Annotated in this window: 13 protein-coding genes; 6 read left to right on the top strand and 7 right to left on the bottom strand. The window is 37.0% G+C overall.

What is annotated here, in order from left to right; translation table 11 throughout:
- Nucleotides 1-103: 103 nt before the first annotated feature.
- The 5 genes from ACTB0Y_RS02215 to ACTB0Y_RS02235 are packed head-to-tail and all read right to left on the bottom strand — an operon-like array spanning nt 104 to nt 3,924.
- On the bottom strand, nt 104-709 hold the full coding sequence (locus ACTB0Y_RS02215) for an LOG family protein (RefSeq protein WP_463205157.1): 606 nt from the start codon (nt 707-709) through the stop codon (nt 104-106).
- Nucleotides 699-1,871 carry an MFS transporter gene (locus tag ACTB0Y_RS02220; RefSeq protein WP_463205158.1) on the bottom strand — a complete coding sequence of 391 codons (1,173 nt, stop codon included), beginning with the start codon at nt 1,869-1,871 and terminating at the stop codon, nt 699-701. The genes ACTB0Y_RS02215 and ACTB0Y_RS02220 overlap by 11 nt, the downstream gene beginning before the upstream one ends.
- A 27-nt stretch (nt 1,872-1,898) precedes the next feature.
- Nucleotides 1,899-2,435 carry a 16S rRNA (guanine(966)-N(2))-methyltransferase RsmD gene (gene rsmD / locus ACTB0Y_RS02225; protein ID WP_463205159.1) on the bottom strand — a complete coding sequence of 179 codons (537 nt, stop codon included), beginning with the start codon at nt 2,433-2,435 and terminating at the stop codon, nt 1,899-1,901.
- Nucleotides 2,423-3,292 carry a DUF3822 family protein gene (locus ACTB0Y_RS02230; protein ID WP_463205160.1) on the bottom strand — a complete coding sequence of 290 codons (870 nt, stop codon included), beginning with the start codon at nt 3,290-3,292 and terminating at the stop codon, nt 2,423-2,425. The genes rsmD and ACTB0Y_RS02230 overlap by 13 nt, the downstream gene beginning before the upstream one ends.
- A 5-nt stretch (nt 3,293-3,297) precedes the next feature.
- A complete protein-coding gene (locus ACTB0Y_RS02235) occupies nt 3,298-3,924 on the bottom strand; it encodes a hypothetical protein (RefSeq protein WP_463205161.1) in 627 nt (208 codons plus the stop codon).
- A 123-nt stretch (nt 3,925-4,047) separates the two neighbouring features.
- On the opposite strand from ACTB0Y_RS02235, the gene ACTB0Y_RS02240 reads away from it, so the two are divergent.
- A complete protein-coding gene (locus ACTB0Y_RS02240) occupies nt 4,048-5,481 on the top strand; it encodes an ATP-dependent DNA helicase (protein WP_463205162.1) in 1,434 nt (477 codons plus the stop codon).
- Between the two features lie 47 nt (nt 5,482-5,528).
- Here ACTB0Y_RS02240 and ACTB0Y_RS02245 read toward each other — a convergent pair whose 3' ends face one another.
- Nucleotides 5,529-7,436 (bottom strand): AMP-dependent synthetase/ligase, encoded by a 1,908-nt coding sequence (locus ACTB0Y_RS02245; protein ID WP_463205163.1) that lies wholly within the window; start codon nt 7,434-7,436, stop codon nt 5,529-5,531.
- 178 nt (nt 7,437-7,614) lie between these two features.
- Here ACTB0Y_RS02245 and ACTB0Y_RS02250 point away from each other — a divergent pair, with 178 nt between their 5' ends.
- Nucleotides 7,615-9,468, top strand: coding sequence for a sensor histidine kinase (locus ACTB0Y_RS02250; RefSeq protein ID WP_463205164.1), 1,854 nt, complete (start codon nt 7,615-7,617; stop codon nt 9,466-9,468).
- 15 nt (nt 9,469-9,483) lie between these two features.
- Here ACTB0Y_RS02250 and ACTB0Y_RS02255 read toward each other — a convergent pair whose 3' ends face one another.
- Nucleotides 9,484-10,404, bottom strand: coding sequence for a DUF2279 domain-containing protein (locus tag ACTB0Y_RS02255; RefSeq protein ID WP_463205165.1), 921 nt, complete (start codon nt 10,402-10,404; stop codon nt 9,484-9,486).
- A 232-nt stretch (nt 10,405-10,636) separates the two neighbouring features.
- Between ACTB0Y_RS02255 and ACTB0Y_RS02260 the strand changes: the two genes are divergently transcribed.
- The 4 genes from ACTB0Y_RS02260 (at nt 10,637) to ACTB0Y_RS02275 (ending at nt 15,667) form a co-directional block, all read left to right on the top strand.
- Entirely contained in the window at nt 10,637-11,035 is a 399-nt protein-coding gene (locus ACTB0Y_RS02260) for a response regulator (protein WP_463205166.1), read from the top strand.
- 74 nt (nt 11,036-11,109) lie between these two features.
- A complete protein-coding gene (locus tag ACTB0Y_RS02265; protein WP_463205167.1) occupies nt 11,110-12,579 on the top strand; it encodes a hypothetical protein in 1,470 nt (489 codons plus the stop codon).
- A 143-nt stretch (nt 12,580-12,722) separates the two neighbouring features.
- Complete coding sequence (locus tag ACTB0Y_RS02270) at nt 12,723-14,630, top strand: PAS domain-containing sensor histidine kinase (protein ID WP_463205168.1); 1,908 nt, start codon at nt 12,723-12,725, stop codon at nt 14,628-14,630.
- A gap of 155 nt (nt 14,631-14,785) precedes the next feature.
- On the top strand, nt 14,786-15,667 hold the full coding sequence (locus tag ACTB0Y_RS02275; protein ID WP_463205169.1) for a metal ABC transporter solute-binding protein, Zn/Mn family: 882 nt from the start codon (nt 14,786-14,788) through the stop codon (nt 15,665-15,667).
- Nucleotides 15,668-15,669: the final 2 nt, after the last annotated feature.

Genomic DNA, 15,669 nt, shown 5'->3' on the forward strand with positions numbered 1-15,669 from the left:
CCCAATTGTAAAAAACAAAATCATAATGCACTCAATGGAAGTTATTTATGCGTTTGTGTTTTCAAGTTGGGTTAATTGCGATATCTGTTCTATTCATTGTATTTTACTTATTGTATTTTTTTTGCACTTCTTCAACATATTTGGGTGTGTCTGGTGCAACATATTTCTCTAACGCTTTTATAATTTTGTGCGCATTCTCCGCATCCACAAAAGTATGCCGGTGGTTTTTATCAACAAAGCCATCTTTAATCATGTTTTCTCTATGGGCCAGTAAATGATCATAAAAACCATTAAAGTTACCAACAACGATTGGCTTTTTATGTAATGATAATTGTGAAGCTGTGATCACTTCAAATAACTCCTCCAGCGTTCCGTACCCCCCGGGTAGTGCTATAAAAGCATCGGCCATTGTGGCCATTTTTATTTTTCTTTCCTGCATGCTTTTCACAACTATGGTGTTGGTTAATCCGGGTTGCACAAGATGTTTTTCTGCCAGGAAGTCTGGAATTATTCCGGTTACGCTGGTGCCTTTTTTTAGGTAATTTTCAGCCAGTACTTTCATTAGGCCAACATTGGCCCCTCCGTATACCAGATCATAATTATTTTCTGCGAGCATTTTTCCAAGGGCTATGGTTTGTTCCCTGAAAAAAGGATCAATTCCTTCATGAGAACCACAGAATACGCATATTTTTTGATGTTTATTTGTCATATCTTTTTCTTTTTTCATTAGGTAAGAAAAATGTAAATGGTATGGCCAGTGAAGCTATTATGGTTGCGTAGAAAAAGGTATTATTGATACCCGTATAGTCTGATAACGAACCAATAAAAAGGGCCGCAACCGATCCTCCGGCAAAGTTAATAGTCATGTTTAAACTATTAAGAAAAGCATGGTTTGTTTTGCTTACGTTTAGTATCAATGCCATGAATACCGGGCCAGATGCAAATAGAACGAAACCTGTCATTATGAGAAATATAGTTTGTAACCATCCTGTAGTGGAAATGAATCCGTACATAAAAACAGGTGTCAGCAGTGTGGTGATGATAATAATTTTTTTTCGTCCAATAAAATCAGAGAGTGTGCCGGAAAGTAGCGTACCCACCGCTCCCGCAGCTTGTAATATGGTTAGTCCAATACCTGCCAATATGAGTGTTCGTCCATTTTCTGTCAGATATACAGGTAAAAAAATGGTTAGTGATGTTTTTATCATGGCTCTGAACATGATAATAAAAAAAACTATTGTCAATAATCCGGAATAAGTCTTAAATGTATTTTTAAGGTTTTGTAAGGATGGAGCTTTTTTTATTTTATTCGACACCATTATACTTTTTAACTGATAATGCAGAAAAACTGATGCAGCTATACCTATAAACATGAGCAACCAGGTACCTTCGAAGGTTAATAAGCTTATGGCACCCAGAATGATCATTGGTCCGGAAGTACGAGCCAACTCGCCAGCAACCATATACATACTTGTGGCAAAACCAATGCGGTGGGTTGTAATTTGTTTCAGCATAACGGGGGCAGGCACATGAAAAAGTGCCGAAGCAGCTCCCATTATTACCAAAATCAAAGTTAAAAACCAGATATTTGGTACCAGCCCCAATAAGCTCATTGTAATGGCTGTAATGGCTGGACTCCAAATTACAAAATACCTAAGAGCAACGCGTTCTGCCAGTATGCCAATAAACGGCATCAGAAATGAAGGAGAGCGCTGCAAAACCTGTAAAATACCAATGCTGGTATACGAAAGGCCAAGTTTTTCAATGAGTAATGGCAATACTGGAGCGAAAAACGCTGCATATACATCATGTATATAATGCGAAAAAGCAACGGTGAAGATTCTTTTTCGTTTTCGCTGAAGTAAACCCATTTGCCAGATTAATTGTAGAGCAGGTTTTTATTTGTTCTCAAAAAAAGAGAAACACACTTTTCCGTAGTCTCTTTGTTTAATGAAATATTTCGATTCAATGTATTTTTCATCATCTCCATGTTCCAAAATGAGCATGCCACTTTTTAAAATATTGGCTTCCATTACATCATTGATTATTTTCTCTTTATTGGGCAAATCGAAGGGGGGATCTGCAAAAATAATGTCAAAGTTGTTCTTTGGCAGTTTCTGGATGGCATTGAATGCATTCGTTCGGAATGTTTTTATTTGTTTAAACCCAATTGCTTTAGCATTTTTATTTATGAACTTGTAGCGGAAGGGGGCTATTTCAATGCAATAAATTTCGCTTGCGCCTCTTGAGGCAAATTCAAAAGAGATGGCTCCTGTACCACCAAAAAGATCGGCAATTTTTAATCCCTCAAATTCATAGCTATTAGCTAAAATATTGAACAACCCTTCTCTTGCCTGATCTGTTGTTGGTCTGGCTTTGAAGTTAGGCGGTAATTTTATTTGTCTTCCTTTATGAGTACCACTTATGATCCGCATCGGTATATTCCGGTTAATAGTTTGTACTTATACATGGGTAATTGATCAAAATGAAATGTATATTGCTCTTTATATAGTTGATTGTCTAAATATACATTTTTGATATGCCGCTTTATTTCCTGTGGAATTATTTCTTTAACCAGGTCGTTGCCTTGAATAAAGAGGTTTGAATGAGAAGGGCTAATTTCCAGTTTCTCCATAGCTGCCAGCGTATAATAAAGAATATCGGCATATTGGTTATAGCTGAAGTTATTGTAAAATTTCAGCTCATTTTCTTTCATATATGCAACTTCAAAAAACTGATCATGAACGGCCATGAAAAAAGCACTTTGGGGCTCAGTATGTTTTAGCGTTTGGAGAGCATTAAATAAAAATGCTGATTGATGCGGGATGATATTAACTTTAACAGCTTTATTGTTAATGATGTTGAAGATTTTTACTGGTATACGTGAGGCCATGATTATATTGGAACCTGGAATTTTACAAAACGTAGCCACTGAGAATTCATCTATCTTGTAATTGATATTGAGAAGCTTGTCTATATTTTTTTTATCGAACAACATATCCGGCACCATTGCCCATGGTCTGTTGATAAAGGAGATATTTATGTGGTTGTGAGTTCCTGTAAGAATATCCTCATTTTCGAACAAGTCTTCAACTATTTCAGCTAGTCGTTTTATGGGTAACTCAGTGCCAAAGTCGTAATGCCGTAATGCCAAATGGGTAGTGGTTTCCGGATCTGTTACCATATAAGAAAATCCATTCAGACTTAGCTGAATGGATTTTATATATTTTTCCGTATTATTAAAGTCGAATCTTTCGTCGATTTTATCGATCGTCGAAACGGTATAATTCATTGGCGTTACTCCCAGTTTCCTGCATTATTGTTTGCTTCAGCAAGTGACCCAACCTTAAGGCCTTTGTAATCTTTACCGTCATTATAGGAGGCAATAAGGCGTTTGTTCATTCCGTGAAGGATAATTTCGCTTGGTGCCTTAGCTTCAAATACTTTTACAGGCAATCCAGAGGCAGTTACTTCGCCCGTGGCTAATTCAAATTTTTTGTCTTTGGTGTATGGAATAATTGGCAGTTTGTCAACATTGTAATCCATACCAAAAAGCGAATCTTTAACACTGACTTTGATCGTGTCCCGGCTAATAATTTCTTGCTTCAGCGCAAGCTTTTCAGCTTTTGAACGACTTTTAAGTGAGTCAATATACTCTTCAGGAATATTACCAATTGCCTTTACCAGTGCAAGCGAATCGTGTTTCACGAAGTCAACAAGGGTGTCAAAACTGGCAGTATATCTGTTATATACGTCTTTGTAGGCTACCTGAGCTTTTCTGATGTCTTTCAGGTTTTGGATTACCGCTTCATAGCGTTCTTTTCGCTCTTTTTCGAAGCGAATCGGCTTCATGATGCTGTCATATAGTAAGTAAGCCAGCACTATGGCTGCGATAGCTAATGCAAATTGCAGGACCTTTCTCATTGGACTAAAATTTGTTTATTGATTTTACTTTAATCTTGTCTGCAAATTTATAAATTATTTTAAATTCACCATTTTTGCAGCTCATTTATTTCTTTTATTTGGCAAAATACAAAGTTATCAATAATGATTGAACAGCAACTTTCTTCCCATATAATTAAAGAGTTAGGTTTTGAACCTACTAACGATCAATTACAGGCAGCAAGCTTAATGGCCACTATTTTAGTGAATTATAATAATAATGAATTAAGAGAAAAAGTTTTGATGATCAGAGGTTATGCTGGTACGGGCAAAACCTCTCTGATTGGTGCGCTTGTGCGGGTTTTAGATAAGTATAAGAAGCGTTCCGTGCTGCTTGCGCCAACCGGGCGTGCAGCTAAGGTGTTTTCATTTTATGCTAAAAAACAGGCTTCCACAATACATAAAAAAATCTACAGGCAGCAATCAGGTAAAGAGTTTAACTCTTCTTTTGCAGTTGACCGGAATTTACATAAACATACTGTGTTTATAGTTGACGAAGCCAGTATGATCGGTGACCAAACCGATGGCGAAAATATGTTTGGTTCGGGCAATCTTTTGTCTGATTTACTCCGATATGTATATTCCGGAGAGGCCTGCCAGCTTATTCTTGTCGGAGATGTTGCGCAGCTGCCTCCTGTTGGCCTTACCCTGAGCCCGGCTCTACGCGAAACCGTTATCAGTGAATTTGGCAAAGATGTACGCCTTTGCACTTTACGTGAGGTAATCAGGCAAACAAGAGAATCCGGCATTTTATTGAATGCTACGCGCATCAGAACGCAATTAGCCGAGAAAAGTTATAAAATACCCAAATTCGAAATAAACGCTTTTGCAGATATTGAGCGCATTCCGGGAAATGATTTTGTTGAGATTTTGCAAGATGTTTACCAAAGTAAAGGGCTGCATAATGTGGCGGTTGTGACGCGCTCTAATAAGCAGGCCAATATGTATAATCAGGGTATCAGGAACCAGGTTTTGTGGTACGAAAGTGAACTAACTCCTGATGATCGGTTAATGGTTGTAAAAAATAATTATTATTGGGCCAGAGATCTTGAAAATACTGATTTTATAGCCAATGGCGATTTTATAAAAATATTGGCAATTAAAAAGTATGAAGAAAAATATGGTTTTCGGTTTGCAGATGTAACCATAATGCCTGAAGACTATTCTGATATAGAAATTGATGTGAAAATTATTTTGGATGCCCTGGTGAGCGAAGCTCCCAACTTGAATGGGCAGCAAAACAGAGATCTGTTTTATTCTGTAGAAGGAGAATATTCGCAGATTAAATCAAAAAAGAAACGATTTGAGGCCATACGTGAAGATCCCTATTTTAATGCCTTACAGGTAAAATATGCTTACGCCTTTACTTGTCATAAATCACAAGGTGGTCAATGGGATACTGTTTTTGTAGATCCGGGCTATTTTACCGAAGACATGCTGGGTGTTGACTATCTGAGGTGGCTGTATACTGCATTTACCAGGGCTCAGAGTAAATTGTATCTGGTCAACTTTAAAAATGAGTTTTTTGGCGATGAATAAAAAAAGCGCTACCATTTTGATAGCGCTTCCATAAGCTTTTGTCACAATTAGTTTTGGCTTATTTTTTCCAAAGCCTTCATGTTTATTTCGTTTGTAATATCTTTTCCGTTTTTATTATAGAGGTATTCAATCCGTTCACGATAAGAATCTGTTACTTTTCCTCTTACTATTTTCATAGTGCTGTTCATCATTTTATTTTGCTCATTAAATCCTTCTTCCAGCACAGCCACGGCTGATGGGAGCCATCTTTCCGGGAACTCCCCTTCATAGCGGCCTCCTTTTCTAAAGTGATTTATTTCTGATTGAATGAGCTGTAACGCTTGTTTCTTACCCTCTTCATGAGTCATTGAAAGATTACTATTCTGCAATGCACTTTTTATTGCTTCATAGTTAGGATATATTAATCCGATTGTATATGGATTCTGATTGTTATGAAGTACAATTTGGTCGATGTAAGTTGTTTTTTCTGTCAGTGCTTCTTCTATTGCCTCAGGACTGTATTTCTCGCCATCGTTACTAATAAGCAGGCTTTTAAATCGACCAAGCACATAAAGGAAATTGTCTTTCTCGATATAACCCATGTCTCCGGTATGTAACCATCCGTTTTTTATGGTTTCCCGGGTTGCTTTTTCATTTTTCCAGTAACCATGCATTACATTTTCACCTTTTACAACTATTTCACCTTTTTCACCTTTGGAAACCTCATTCCCATTATCGTCACAAATTTTTAATTCCAGGTTGTTTACCAGAAATCCGCTACTACCCAGTTTGTGTTTATGCAGGGCATTGGAACTGATAATAGGTGTGGCCTCTGATAATCCGTAACCCTGCATCATGGGTATGCCAATAGCATAAAAATAACGTTGAAGTTCAATGTCAAGCAAAGCTCCACCGCCGATGAAAAACTTAAGTTGCCCGCCAAAAAATTCTCTGATTTTTTTATAAAGAATTTTATCAAAAAGGCTTACCAATGGTTTGCGCCATATGCTTCCGTTTTTGCCTTTATTGAAACCTTCTTTATTGTATTTGTAAGAATTAGTTAAAGCAAACTGGTAGAGGTTCCACATCAATTTCCCCTTTGCTTTAATTCCGGCATCAATGTTCTTTTTGAAGTTTTTGGCCAGAGCAGGCACGCTTAATAGCAAGCTTGGCTTGATTTCTTTAATATTGGCAGGGATATTTTTGAGTGTTTGAAGTGCATTTTTTCCCGTTTCAACCATGGCTAATGATGCGCCTTTTCCCATAAAGCTATAAATACCCGCTACATGCGCAAAGCAATGGTCGAGTGGCAGAATTAATAAGGTTTTATAGCTTTCTGGTATATCCATTAAGCTGTATGCCTGTTCTACATTAGCAGTGTAATTTCGGTGTGTAAGGATAATGCCTTTGGGGTCTGACGTTGTGCCAGATGTGTAAGTAATGTTTGCCCAATGGTTTCCTTCTATTGCTTCTTTCCTTTTTTGCAGCTCATCGCTATTTTCTTCCCTGTATTTTTTCCCTGCTTTTATTAGCTCGTCAAAGGAAATTGCTTCTGGCGTGTTAAGATTGGTTTCATCCAGATAAATTATTTTTTCGACGTGCGAAAAGTCTTTTTTGACCTTGTCAATTTTGGGGGTTTGTTGCCCTGAAACAATTAAAAAACGTGATTCTGAATGATTTACCCTGAAAAGAACTTCGTTGGCTTCCAGTTTTATTGAAAGGGGAATATTGACCGCCCCTGTATACAGTATACCTAATTCACTTATTATCCAATTATTCCGGCCCTCACTGAGCAAAGCAATATGGTCATTCGGCTTAATTCCGATAGAGAGCAGGCCATTAGCTACAACTTCAACCTGTGATAAAGTTTGTTTATAGGTGGTAGGTTGATATTTTCCTCGCTGTTTTTCCCACATAAAGGGATTATCAGCAAATCTTCTCACGCTATTCTCAAACAAATCAATTATCGTCTGCATAGGATTTCTTTTTGGGTGCTAAAATAGAAAAAATTAGGAGAATTATTCGAATGGGTTTATTTTGTTGGTTTCATTCTATCAAATTAGCAAGTTCTACCAATCTTTTTGATAATATGAATTACTTTAACTGTGCTGAGTTATATATTTTGGTTAAATTTCGTTCATCTTTTAACGGATTATGGAAAAAAAAGTTTTAAAGGATGAAGTCAGAAGGCTGCAAAAAGAGGTTGAGACCTTAAAAAAAGATGCTGTAAAGTATCAGCTTTTAAAGGAGACTGCCGGTTTTGCCATGCTTACAATGGAAAAGTATGTATTTGTGGACTGTAACCGCATGGCAGAAAAAATTTTCGGTCTCACGAGAGACGAAATTATCGGGAAAGAACCCTTTATTCTATCACCCAAGTACCAACCAGACGGTTCTTCTTCAGACGAAAAAGCAATTGAACTCATAAATAACACCCTGGAAGGAGAAGTGTTGCATTTCGAATGGCAGCATATAAAAGGAGATGGGACAAGATTTTTTGCAGATGTTAGTTTAAATAAAATTGCGGTGAATAATGAGGAATACATCCAGGTTATATTGTGCGATATTTCTGACGAAAAGAGAAGTAAAGAGCGGTTAGAGAACCAAAATCGAATAATTAGACATCTGAATCGAAAATACCAAAGACAGAATGAAGCATATGAAAAATTACTTGAAGAGGTAAAACAGCATCAGGACCAAACCAATGCAATCTTATCAACCATAAATGACGGGGTGGCTGTTTTTCGTGCGGACAGGTTTTTATACATTAATAAGCAAATGCTTTATATGATAGGGCATACGGAGGAAGAACTGACGCCACAAATGTTATTCCGTAAACTTGGGCATGAATTAGATTCCATTCCATTGCCTACCGATAGAGAAAAACCTTTTGAAAGTTGGCCGGGTGGAGCTAATAAGGATAAATATTTAAGATTACAGATTGTGCCAATGAAAGAGCCTGGGGTGTATATGGCCCACCTCGCTGATTACACTGAAATTAAAAAAGTCAGCCGAAATACAGAAGAAAATGAATTTAAGTTTCGCTCCATTTTTCATAGTAGTACAGACGGAATTATTTTGGTTTCTAAAGATTTTGTAATTCGTGAAGTCAACAATACATTCGTAAAGAACTACGACTATAAATATCACGATTTGGCCGGGGTGAGTATTGATACGTTGATACTTGGACATGAACAGCAGAATTTCTCCCAATGGCTTGATGCCACTTCCGGTGAAGAGATTAAATTAACAGAGTTCGAAATTTTTTCTGCTGATGGTTCGCTTAGTCCTGTAGAAATTGGGAGTAGAAAAATTAAGCTCGGGTATAGCGATGTTTTTCTTATAATAGTTCGCGACATTTCGTATCGAAAGAAATTTGAACAGCAATTATTTCATACCATGATTCAGACAGAGGAATCAGAGCGTAAACGTGTTGCTGCTAACCTACACGATGAACTTGGGCCTGTACTTTCTTCAATGAAATTATATACCAACACTTTAAAAGCTAAAGGCGAAGGTAGCTTTGATTATTTGGTTGAACAGTTTGATGAACTAATTTCTGATGCTGTCGGCACAGTGCGTTCTTTGTCAGAAGATTTAAGTCCTGTTTCTTTGTTTAAGGGCGGACTTGAAAAAGCCATTGAAAAAAGAGTCGATGCTCTTCGGGATTTTTATCAAATTGACCTTTATTCAACACTCAATGAAAAGCGCTTTGTAGAACAGATTGAAATTAATGCTTTTCGGGTAATCAATGAATTGTTAAACAATACAATAAAACATGCCGAAGCTTCGCTGATTACACTCAAACTTATTCACTCGAAAAATAGTTTAAATATTCATTATGAGGACAATGGCATTGGTTTTACTCCCAATCTTTCAGATGATGATTTATCCGGTCGCGGGGTTGGTAACATACTGGGGCGTTTGAAATCCATGAATGCAACTTACAAAATTGACTCTGAACCTGGCAAAGGGGTTAGATACGATATTACTATTCCCGTAGAATGAGAATATTGCAAAAATTTATTGCCACCAGTACCATCTGATGCGGTCATTTGCCAGACCTACTGCAGGCATTGGTATTTTTATTATGTTGAGCATACGAAAAAGTACTTTTAGATATTTGTTATTAGTGGGAATTCTTTGCCAGTCAATATCCGGCGAAAACAGAAATTGTCTGTATCGTTTAACATCATTGAATGGTTCCGGGTTTTCACTACCTCCCAGCATGCCACCGGCGCTATAGCCAAAAGCCAGAGCAATCCATGGTGGTATCTTATCCATTCCGGTTGCTTTGTTTAAACTAAAACTTAACCAGTACGATTGTGCATTGTAATCTTTGATTAATCTTTGTAAAACATCTTCACCTAAGACCTCAGGCCTTTTCGATGCATAAGGCGACGCTTTGTAACCATATTTTAGTCTGAAAATCTGAGATTCCCATATCAGCTCCTGAATTCCAAAAAATGCAGCACCACTTATATTGGCAATTAAGTCTCCCGAAGAGGCACCCCATTGAGCAGAGTAACCGTCAAATAATTCTATGCTCGACATGGCAGCGACAGACATGGCAGTGCTTAGTAAACTTGCTTTTTGCCTGCTTAAACCTGTCTTTTCGAGCAACCATGCATTCTGATATGCAATTTGATAACCAGCGTATGTGTGCCCAACTTTATCGACTTGTAACCACTCATGATTGTCGTTGAACCAGTGAAAAGAACTCCTCGGATAATCTTTGTACCATACTTCATTTAGCGCCAGCATGCTTCCTGAATAAACTAAACCCTCTGCAGCGAGAAGCTGCCAGGTCTTGAATTGCTGTTTGCTTGAGTCCTGCAGGTGTTGACCATTAGAATTAATGCTAATAGTCAGCAACCAAACGGTAAATGCCCGTAATAAAATGTGTTTTTGTACCCTGCGAAGCATAGCTTTTGCTTTGTCCAAAACTACAAACTTTTAATTTGAGCAGTTACTTTATGGAGTGGAAATCTTTGAATCAATATTTCTTGATGCAAAAAATAATTATTCAATTTTGTTATGATTATGAAGGAAAAAAGACAAATTGTACAGAACTGGAAGTTTTTAAACACTTTTTGAGAACTATCATGGTTATATTTTTATATCTTTTTTTTGTTCTGTAAGCCAAAGGCATTAACTTTAGATAAAATTTTAAACTATGGACCAATTACCCTGGCAAGATATCGATTGGAAAGGACGAAAGATTTTGTTGGCTGAAGATGAGGAGGTTAACCTTATATTTTTTGAAGAACTCCTGGAAGATACAGGAGTCACATTAATTATAACAACGGATGGTCAGGCAACAATAGATGCTGCTACAGAGCATGATGATATTGATTTAATTTTGATGGACGTGAAAATGCCCGTAATGAGTGGCCTCGATGCTACCAGAAAAATTAAAGTCACCAAGCCGGAACTCCCAATTATTGCACAAACAGCCTATGCTATGGAGGACGAGAAACAGCATTGTCTCGATGCTGGTTGCGACGATTATATCGCTAAACCAATTGATCCAAACGATCTCTTTACCTTACTTAAAAAATACATGAATAAATAAAGCAACTTTTATTTAGTTGCACAGTTTTTGTTTTGCGGTGACTGATTTTATGAATCATCGTAAAAAATAGTAAAATGCATAAGGGTATTTATCTTTTCTTGTTTCTTTTAATATCTACATTAGCCGCAAAAAGCCAGGTAACTCCCGATACCGTCAAAGTTGATTCTATTCAGGCCGATTCTGTATATCCGGATTCTGCCATGCAAAAAGAAAAGCCAATTCCGGAGGATTCTGTTATCACCAATAAAAAAAATATTGAAGTTGAATCAAGCTCTGAGGAGGAAACAAAACTTGATGATAAAATTCATGCTAAAGCTGATTCTTTAAAAACAGATACGGCTGAAATAGCGTTGAGGCAAAAGTATGAGGAGTTAAAGCAAAATATTATTGATTCCACAAAGGTTTTAAAAGATTCCATCGTATTTGTGAATATCCGGAAAAATGAATTCAGGGATTCGCTACAATTGATTCATAATAAAATCACATTACTTAAATTCGAAGCAGATTCCATTCATATGGAACGTAGCCTCTATGCCGACAGTCTTAAAAAACTGCAGACTACATATGATAGTTTAGAAGATGTGGTAAGCAGGTTACGAAAAAAGAACGAAATATTAAGACCGCTCAACAAAGAATTGAGTGATCAAATAAGAAATCTACAAAATAAAGTAGATTCTCAAAGCGTAATGCTTGACCAGCAGATTCGAAAAATTAAGGAAAAAGAACAATTGTATGCAGAGCGAGAGCTGATATACCAAAATGCCATACAAACCTCCAAAATTGATTTGGTAAAGCTTGAAGGAAAGCTGGCAGCAAAAAACAGCCAGCTGTCTGGCAAAGAACGCGAAATTGAATTACTGGCTGGAAGTATTGCTGACAGGAAAGAATCCATACAGGAAAAAAACAAAGAAATAAAACTAATAAGAGAAAAAAGAGAGAATGTTAGTGTTCAGCTTGATACGCTCAAGGATTATTTACAGGAAACAGAAAAAGACTTATTGCTGACCAGGCAGGAATTAAAATATTCAAAGAAGGAAGTTAAAGCCCTGAAGAAGCGTATTCATGACATGACAAACAAAGAAAAAACCATTCGTCTTGTACAGGGTATCGGAATTCGAAATTATCGCAGTCCGCTTTATAGCCTGAAGCCCGAAAGTTCTGAAAACCCCGATAGTTACGTGATAACAAATGAGAACGCCGGAGACTATGAATTTGATTTTGTAACGGGTGCTACTTTCAAGTTATTCAACATAAGTGCCGATGATGCAGAATTTTCATCAGATATTGGCTTTTTCGTGGGTTTTGGTGGAAAAAACCTTTTCAAAAACTTTTATATCGGACCCAATTTGAAACTTTTCGATGTAATTCATATCAATGCAGGATTGAACATAGCAGAATTTCGACTGTTAAAAAGTGGTTTTAAAGAGGGCGATAGTGTTCCACAGGGTACCTCTATTCCAACCATCAGCAAATGGGAGCTGACACCCTATTTTGGTTTGACTTTTGATTTTAGCCTGATTACTTCAATTGCCGGTAAATTGTAATTCTTTACAATTCAGTATTTTTTAAATACTTTTGTTTTGTTGAGTTCACTTGACTCTTTTGAGGTAATGCTCAATTTACAGGCACACGCGCCAAACTAATTTCCTGTTTGGATGTTTACCCCTGTATATGCAACCTTACATGTATGGCCAATACTAAAAACCAACAATACAATCTTGTGCTTACACAACGTTTGGCAAGAATTTTTGATTCACTGGGCGATGTAGATTTGTTGTACAACCAGATGGAAACAAGTCCACATCCGGTACTCATTACCAATTTAACCGGTGAGATAGTTTATGCCAATGAAAGCTTATTATCCTTGTCAGGATACACGATAAATGAGCTTGTTGGCAAAAATCCAAATATTTTAAAAAGTGGCGACCAGCCTGAGAATTTTTACAAAAGGCTCTGGGAAACAATTGAGCAGGGAGAACAATTCGAAAACCGATTTAAGAACCGACGTAAAGATGGTAGCTATTATTGGGTTTATTCAACCATAAAACCATTACGAAAAATAAACGGAGACATTTCCGGATTTATCAGTATACAAGAAGATATTACGAACCTAATTAAGCTCGAATCCCAGTCGTTAACTAATGAAGTCGTACTCATCAACATTGTAAAAAACTTACCCAAAACCGGAATTTTAATTGTTGAGGTTAGTCCCGAAAGTATTTACATGGCAGAAGGGGAGTTAATACATGAATTTTTTCCAGATAAATCGCCTGATTTTGGCAATTTTGAAAAACTATTTTCTCCCTTTGGATTTTCATTGAGTAAAGCGCTAAATAAAATTTGTAAAAATGGGGATAGCCGCCGAAAAAAAATATTTTGGGGAAATCGCACCATTGATTTTTTAATTTCGCCATTGCGTTTCGGGGGATCGTCTAAAGTCTATTGTTCTGTGATAATTAGAGATGTTTCAGATTATCAGCGGGTAATAGAACAGGTGCAGCATAGTGAACAACAGCTTGAAGCAATTTTTCAAAATGCCGGTATCGGTATCGGCATTTTAAACCCAGGAGGAGATTACATTCGGGTAAATAATGGATGGGCGCAGATGACCGGTTATAAAAAACAAGAGCTCGTGAAAATGAATGTACGGTCTTTATTAGCTACTGATGATTTGGAAAGGTACAGACCAGAGTTTTACACGTTGCTTAAAGGCATCAAAGACCGCCACAGAATGGAAATGCGATTTGTACGTAAAAATAAAGAAATTCTGTGGGGTGATGTAAGCATGACAAGCATGAAAAATTCAAAAGGTGTTGTTACAGCTATTATTGCTGTTGTGTCAGATATCACAGACCACAAGAAAAACAGAGAAGCCCTTGAGCAATCAGAAAAAGAATTTAGGGAGCTTAATGCTACCAAAGACCGCCTTTTTTCAATTTTGGCTCATGATCTGAAAAATCCATTTGGGGCCATTATTGGACTATCTGAATTAGCCATTGAAGCCCCCGACGAAACGCCCCACGAAAAAGCAATAGAATACCTGCAAGCTATAAATACTACAGCAAGTCAGGCCAACGACCTTTTACACAATTTATTGGAGTGGTCACGGATTCAGACTGGTGCAATTTCTCCAGTGCTTGTGCACAATGATATTTTTGAGATTGTAGAGAATTCCATCGAATTAGTAAAAATCATGGCTGCCAATAAGCAAATCAATATTCATAACAAGATCGCTTCTTCGAGTTATGCAGTTTGCGATTTAGAAATGATGAATACCATCATTCGGAATTTATTGACCAATGCCATTAAATATAGCCACGAGTCTTCGAGTATTGAGATCACTTCCACCGAAAACGAAGATTATTTATTTATTCATATTCACGATTTTGGTATTGGTATGACAAAAAAGCAACAAAACAATCTGTTTTCTATGTCAAAAACCGACTCTACTCCCGGAACTGCTTCAGAAAAAGGTACCGGACTTGGTTTAATACTGGTAAACGATTTCGTAAAAATGAATAACGGCACCATTAAATTGGAAAGCGAACCGGGCAAAGGAACAATATTTACTATCAAACTACCTCGTTTTGGTTGATTTTCAATGATTTTTAATAGGCTGATATTGATTTTCTTAATATTTACAGTGATTTTTTTTGCCTATATTCGAATATCGAACATTAGTTTATTTTAATTTTGTTTAAATAAATTTAAGATACTTATAAAAAAATATATTTATAAATCTTGACAATTATGAGAAACCCAGGTTTGTTAATTTTAATAGCACTTGTTTTTGTTGGCTGTGGTGGACAAAAACAACCTGTGCCAAAAAATAAAATTATTTATGTTAGTATTAAACCTCAGCAATTTATGGTTGAGCAAATTGCAGGAGAAGTTTTCACAGTAAAAACTTTGCTGCCTCCTGGTGCAAGTCCTGCGGTTTATGAGCCTACTCCCGGTCAGTTACGTGGTCTTTCACGCGCATCTGCCTATATTCGGATTGGGCATATTGGTTTTGAAAAAGCATGGATGGAAAAAATAATGGCTACCAATCGTAAAATGGAAGTTTATGATCAGTCTACCGGAGTTAATTTTATTAAAGCTAATCACCATCACGGAGCAGAACATAATCATGAGCACATGGCAACGGTAGATCCACATATATGGGTTTCGCCGGCAGAGGTTAGCGTTCAAATTGAGAATATAAGGCTTTATTTAACAAAATTATTGCCTGATAGTGCGCATTATTTCAAACAAAATACGAAGGAAATGAGGTTAAAAGTCGCCAATTTGGACAAATTAATACGTGATAAGTTTGAAGATACAGCACAGAGGATATTTATGATTTATCATCCCTCATTGAGTTATTTTGCACGCGATTATCAACTTAAGCAATTACCCCTTGAGCGGGAAGGGAAAGAACCGAGCGGACGCTACATGGCCGAGTTGATTAAAAAGTCAACAGAACTTGGTATACAAACTGTTTTTGTGCAAAAGCAATTTCCGGCGGCCAAAGCAAAGGCCCTCGCCGATGAGCTTAATGCCAGCATTGAAGTTATAGATCCATTGGCATACAATTGGTTTGAAAACATGAAGGAAATGTCTTCAAAAATTGAACGGGCGGTTAAAGAATAGAA

This window comes from Salinivirga sp. (genome assembly GCF_055145285.1).

Coding starts and splice junctions, on each gene's coding strand:
- ACTB0Y_RS02235 (WP_463205161.1), bottom strand. CDS start 3,924: ATGAGAAAGGTCCTGCAATTTGCATTAGCTATCGCAGCCATAGTGCTG.
- ACTB0Y_RS02240 (WP_463205162.1), top strand. CDS start 4,048: ATGATTGAACAGCAACTTTCTTCCCATATAATTAAAGAGTTAGGTTTT.
- ACTB0Y_RS02250 (WP_463205164.1), top strand. CDS start 7,615: ATGGAAAAAAAAGTTTTAAAGGATGAAGTCAGAAGGCTGCAAAAAGAG.
- ACTB0Y_RS02230 (WP_463205160.1), bottom strand. CDS start 3,292: ATGAATTATACCGTTTCGACGATCGATAAAATCGACGAAAGATTCGAC.
- ACTB0Y_RS02245 (WP_463205163.1), bottom strand. CDS start 7,436: ATGCAGACGATAATTGATTTGTTTGAGAATAGCGTGAGAAGATTTGCT.
- rsmD (WP_463205159.1), bottom strand. CDS start 2,435: ATGCGGATCATAAGTGGTACTCATAAAGGAAGACAAATAAAATTACCG.
- ACTB0Y_RS02275 (WP_463205169.1), top strand. CDS start 14,786: ATGAGAAACCCAGGTTTGTTAATTTTAATAGCACTTGTTTTTGTTGGC.
- ACTB0Y_RS02260 (WP_463205166.1), top strand. CDS start 10,637: ATGGACCAATTACCCTGGCAAGATATCGATTGGAAAGGACGAAAGATT.
- ACTB0Y_RS02265 (WP_463205167.1), top strand. CDS start 11,110: ATGCATAAGGGTATTTATCTTTTCTTGTTTCTTTTAATATCTACATTA.
- ACTB0Y_RS02215 (WP_463205157.1), bottom strand. CDS start 709: ATGACAAATAAACATCAAAAAATATGCGTATTCTGTGGTTCTCATGAA.
- ACTB0Y_RS02220 (WP_463205158.1), bottom strand. CDS start 1,871: ATGGGTTTACTTCAGCGAAAACGAAAAAGAATCTTCACCGTTGCTTTT.
- ACTB0Y_RS02270 (WP_463205168.1), top strand. CDS start 12,723: ATGGCCAATACTAAAAACCAACAATACAATCTTGTGCTTACACAACGT.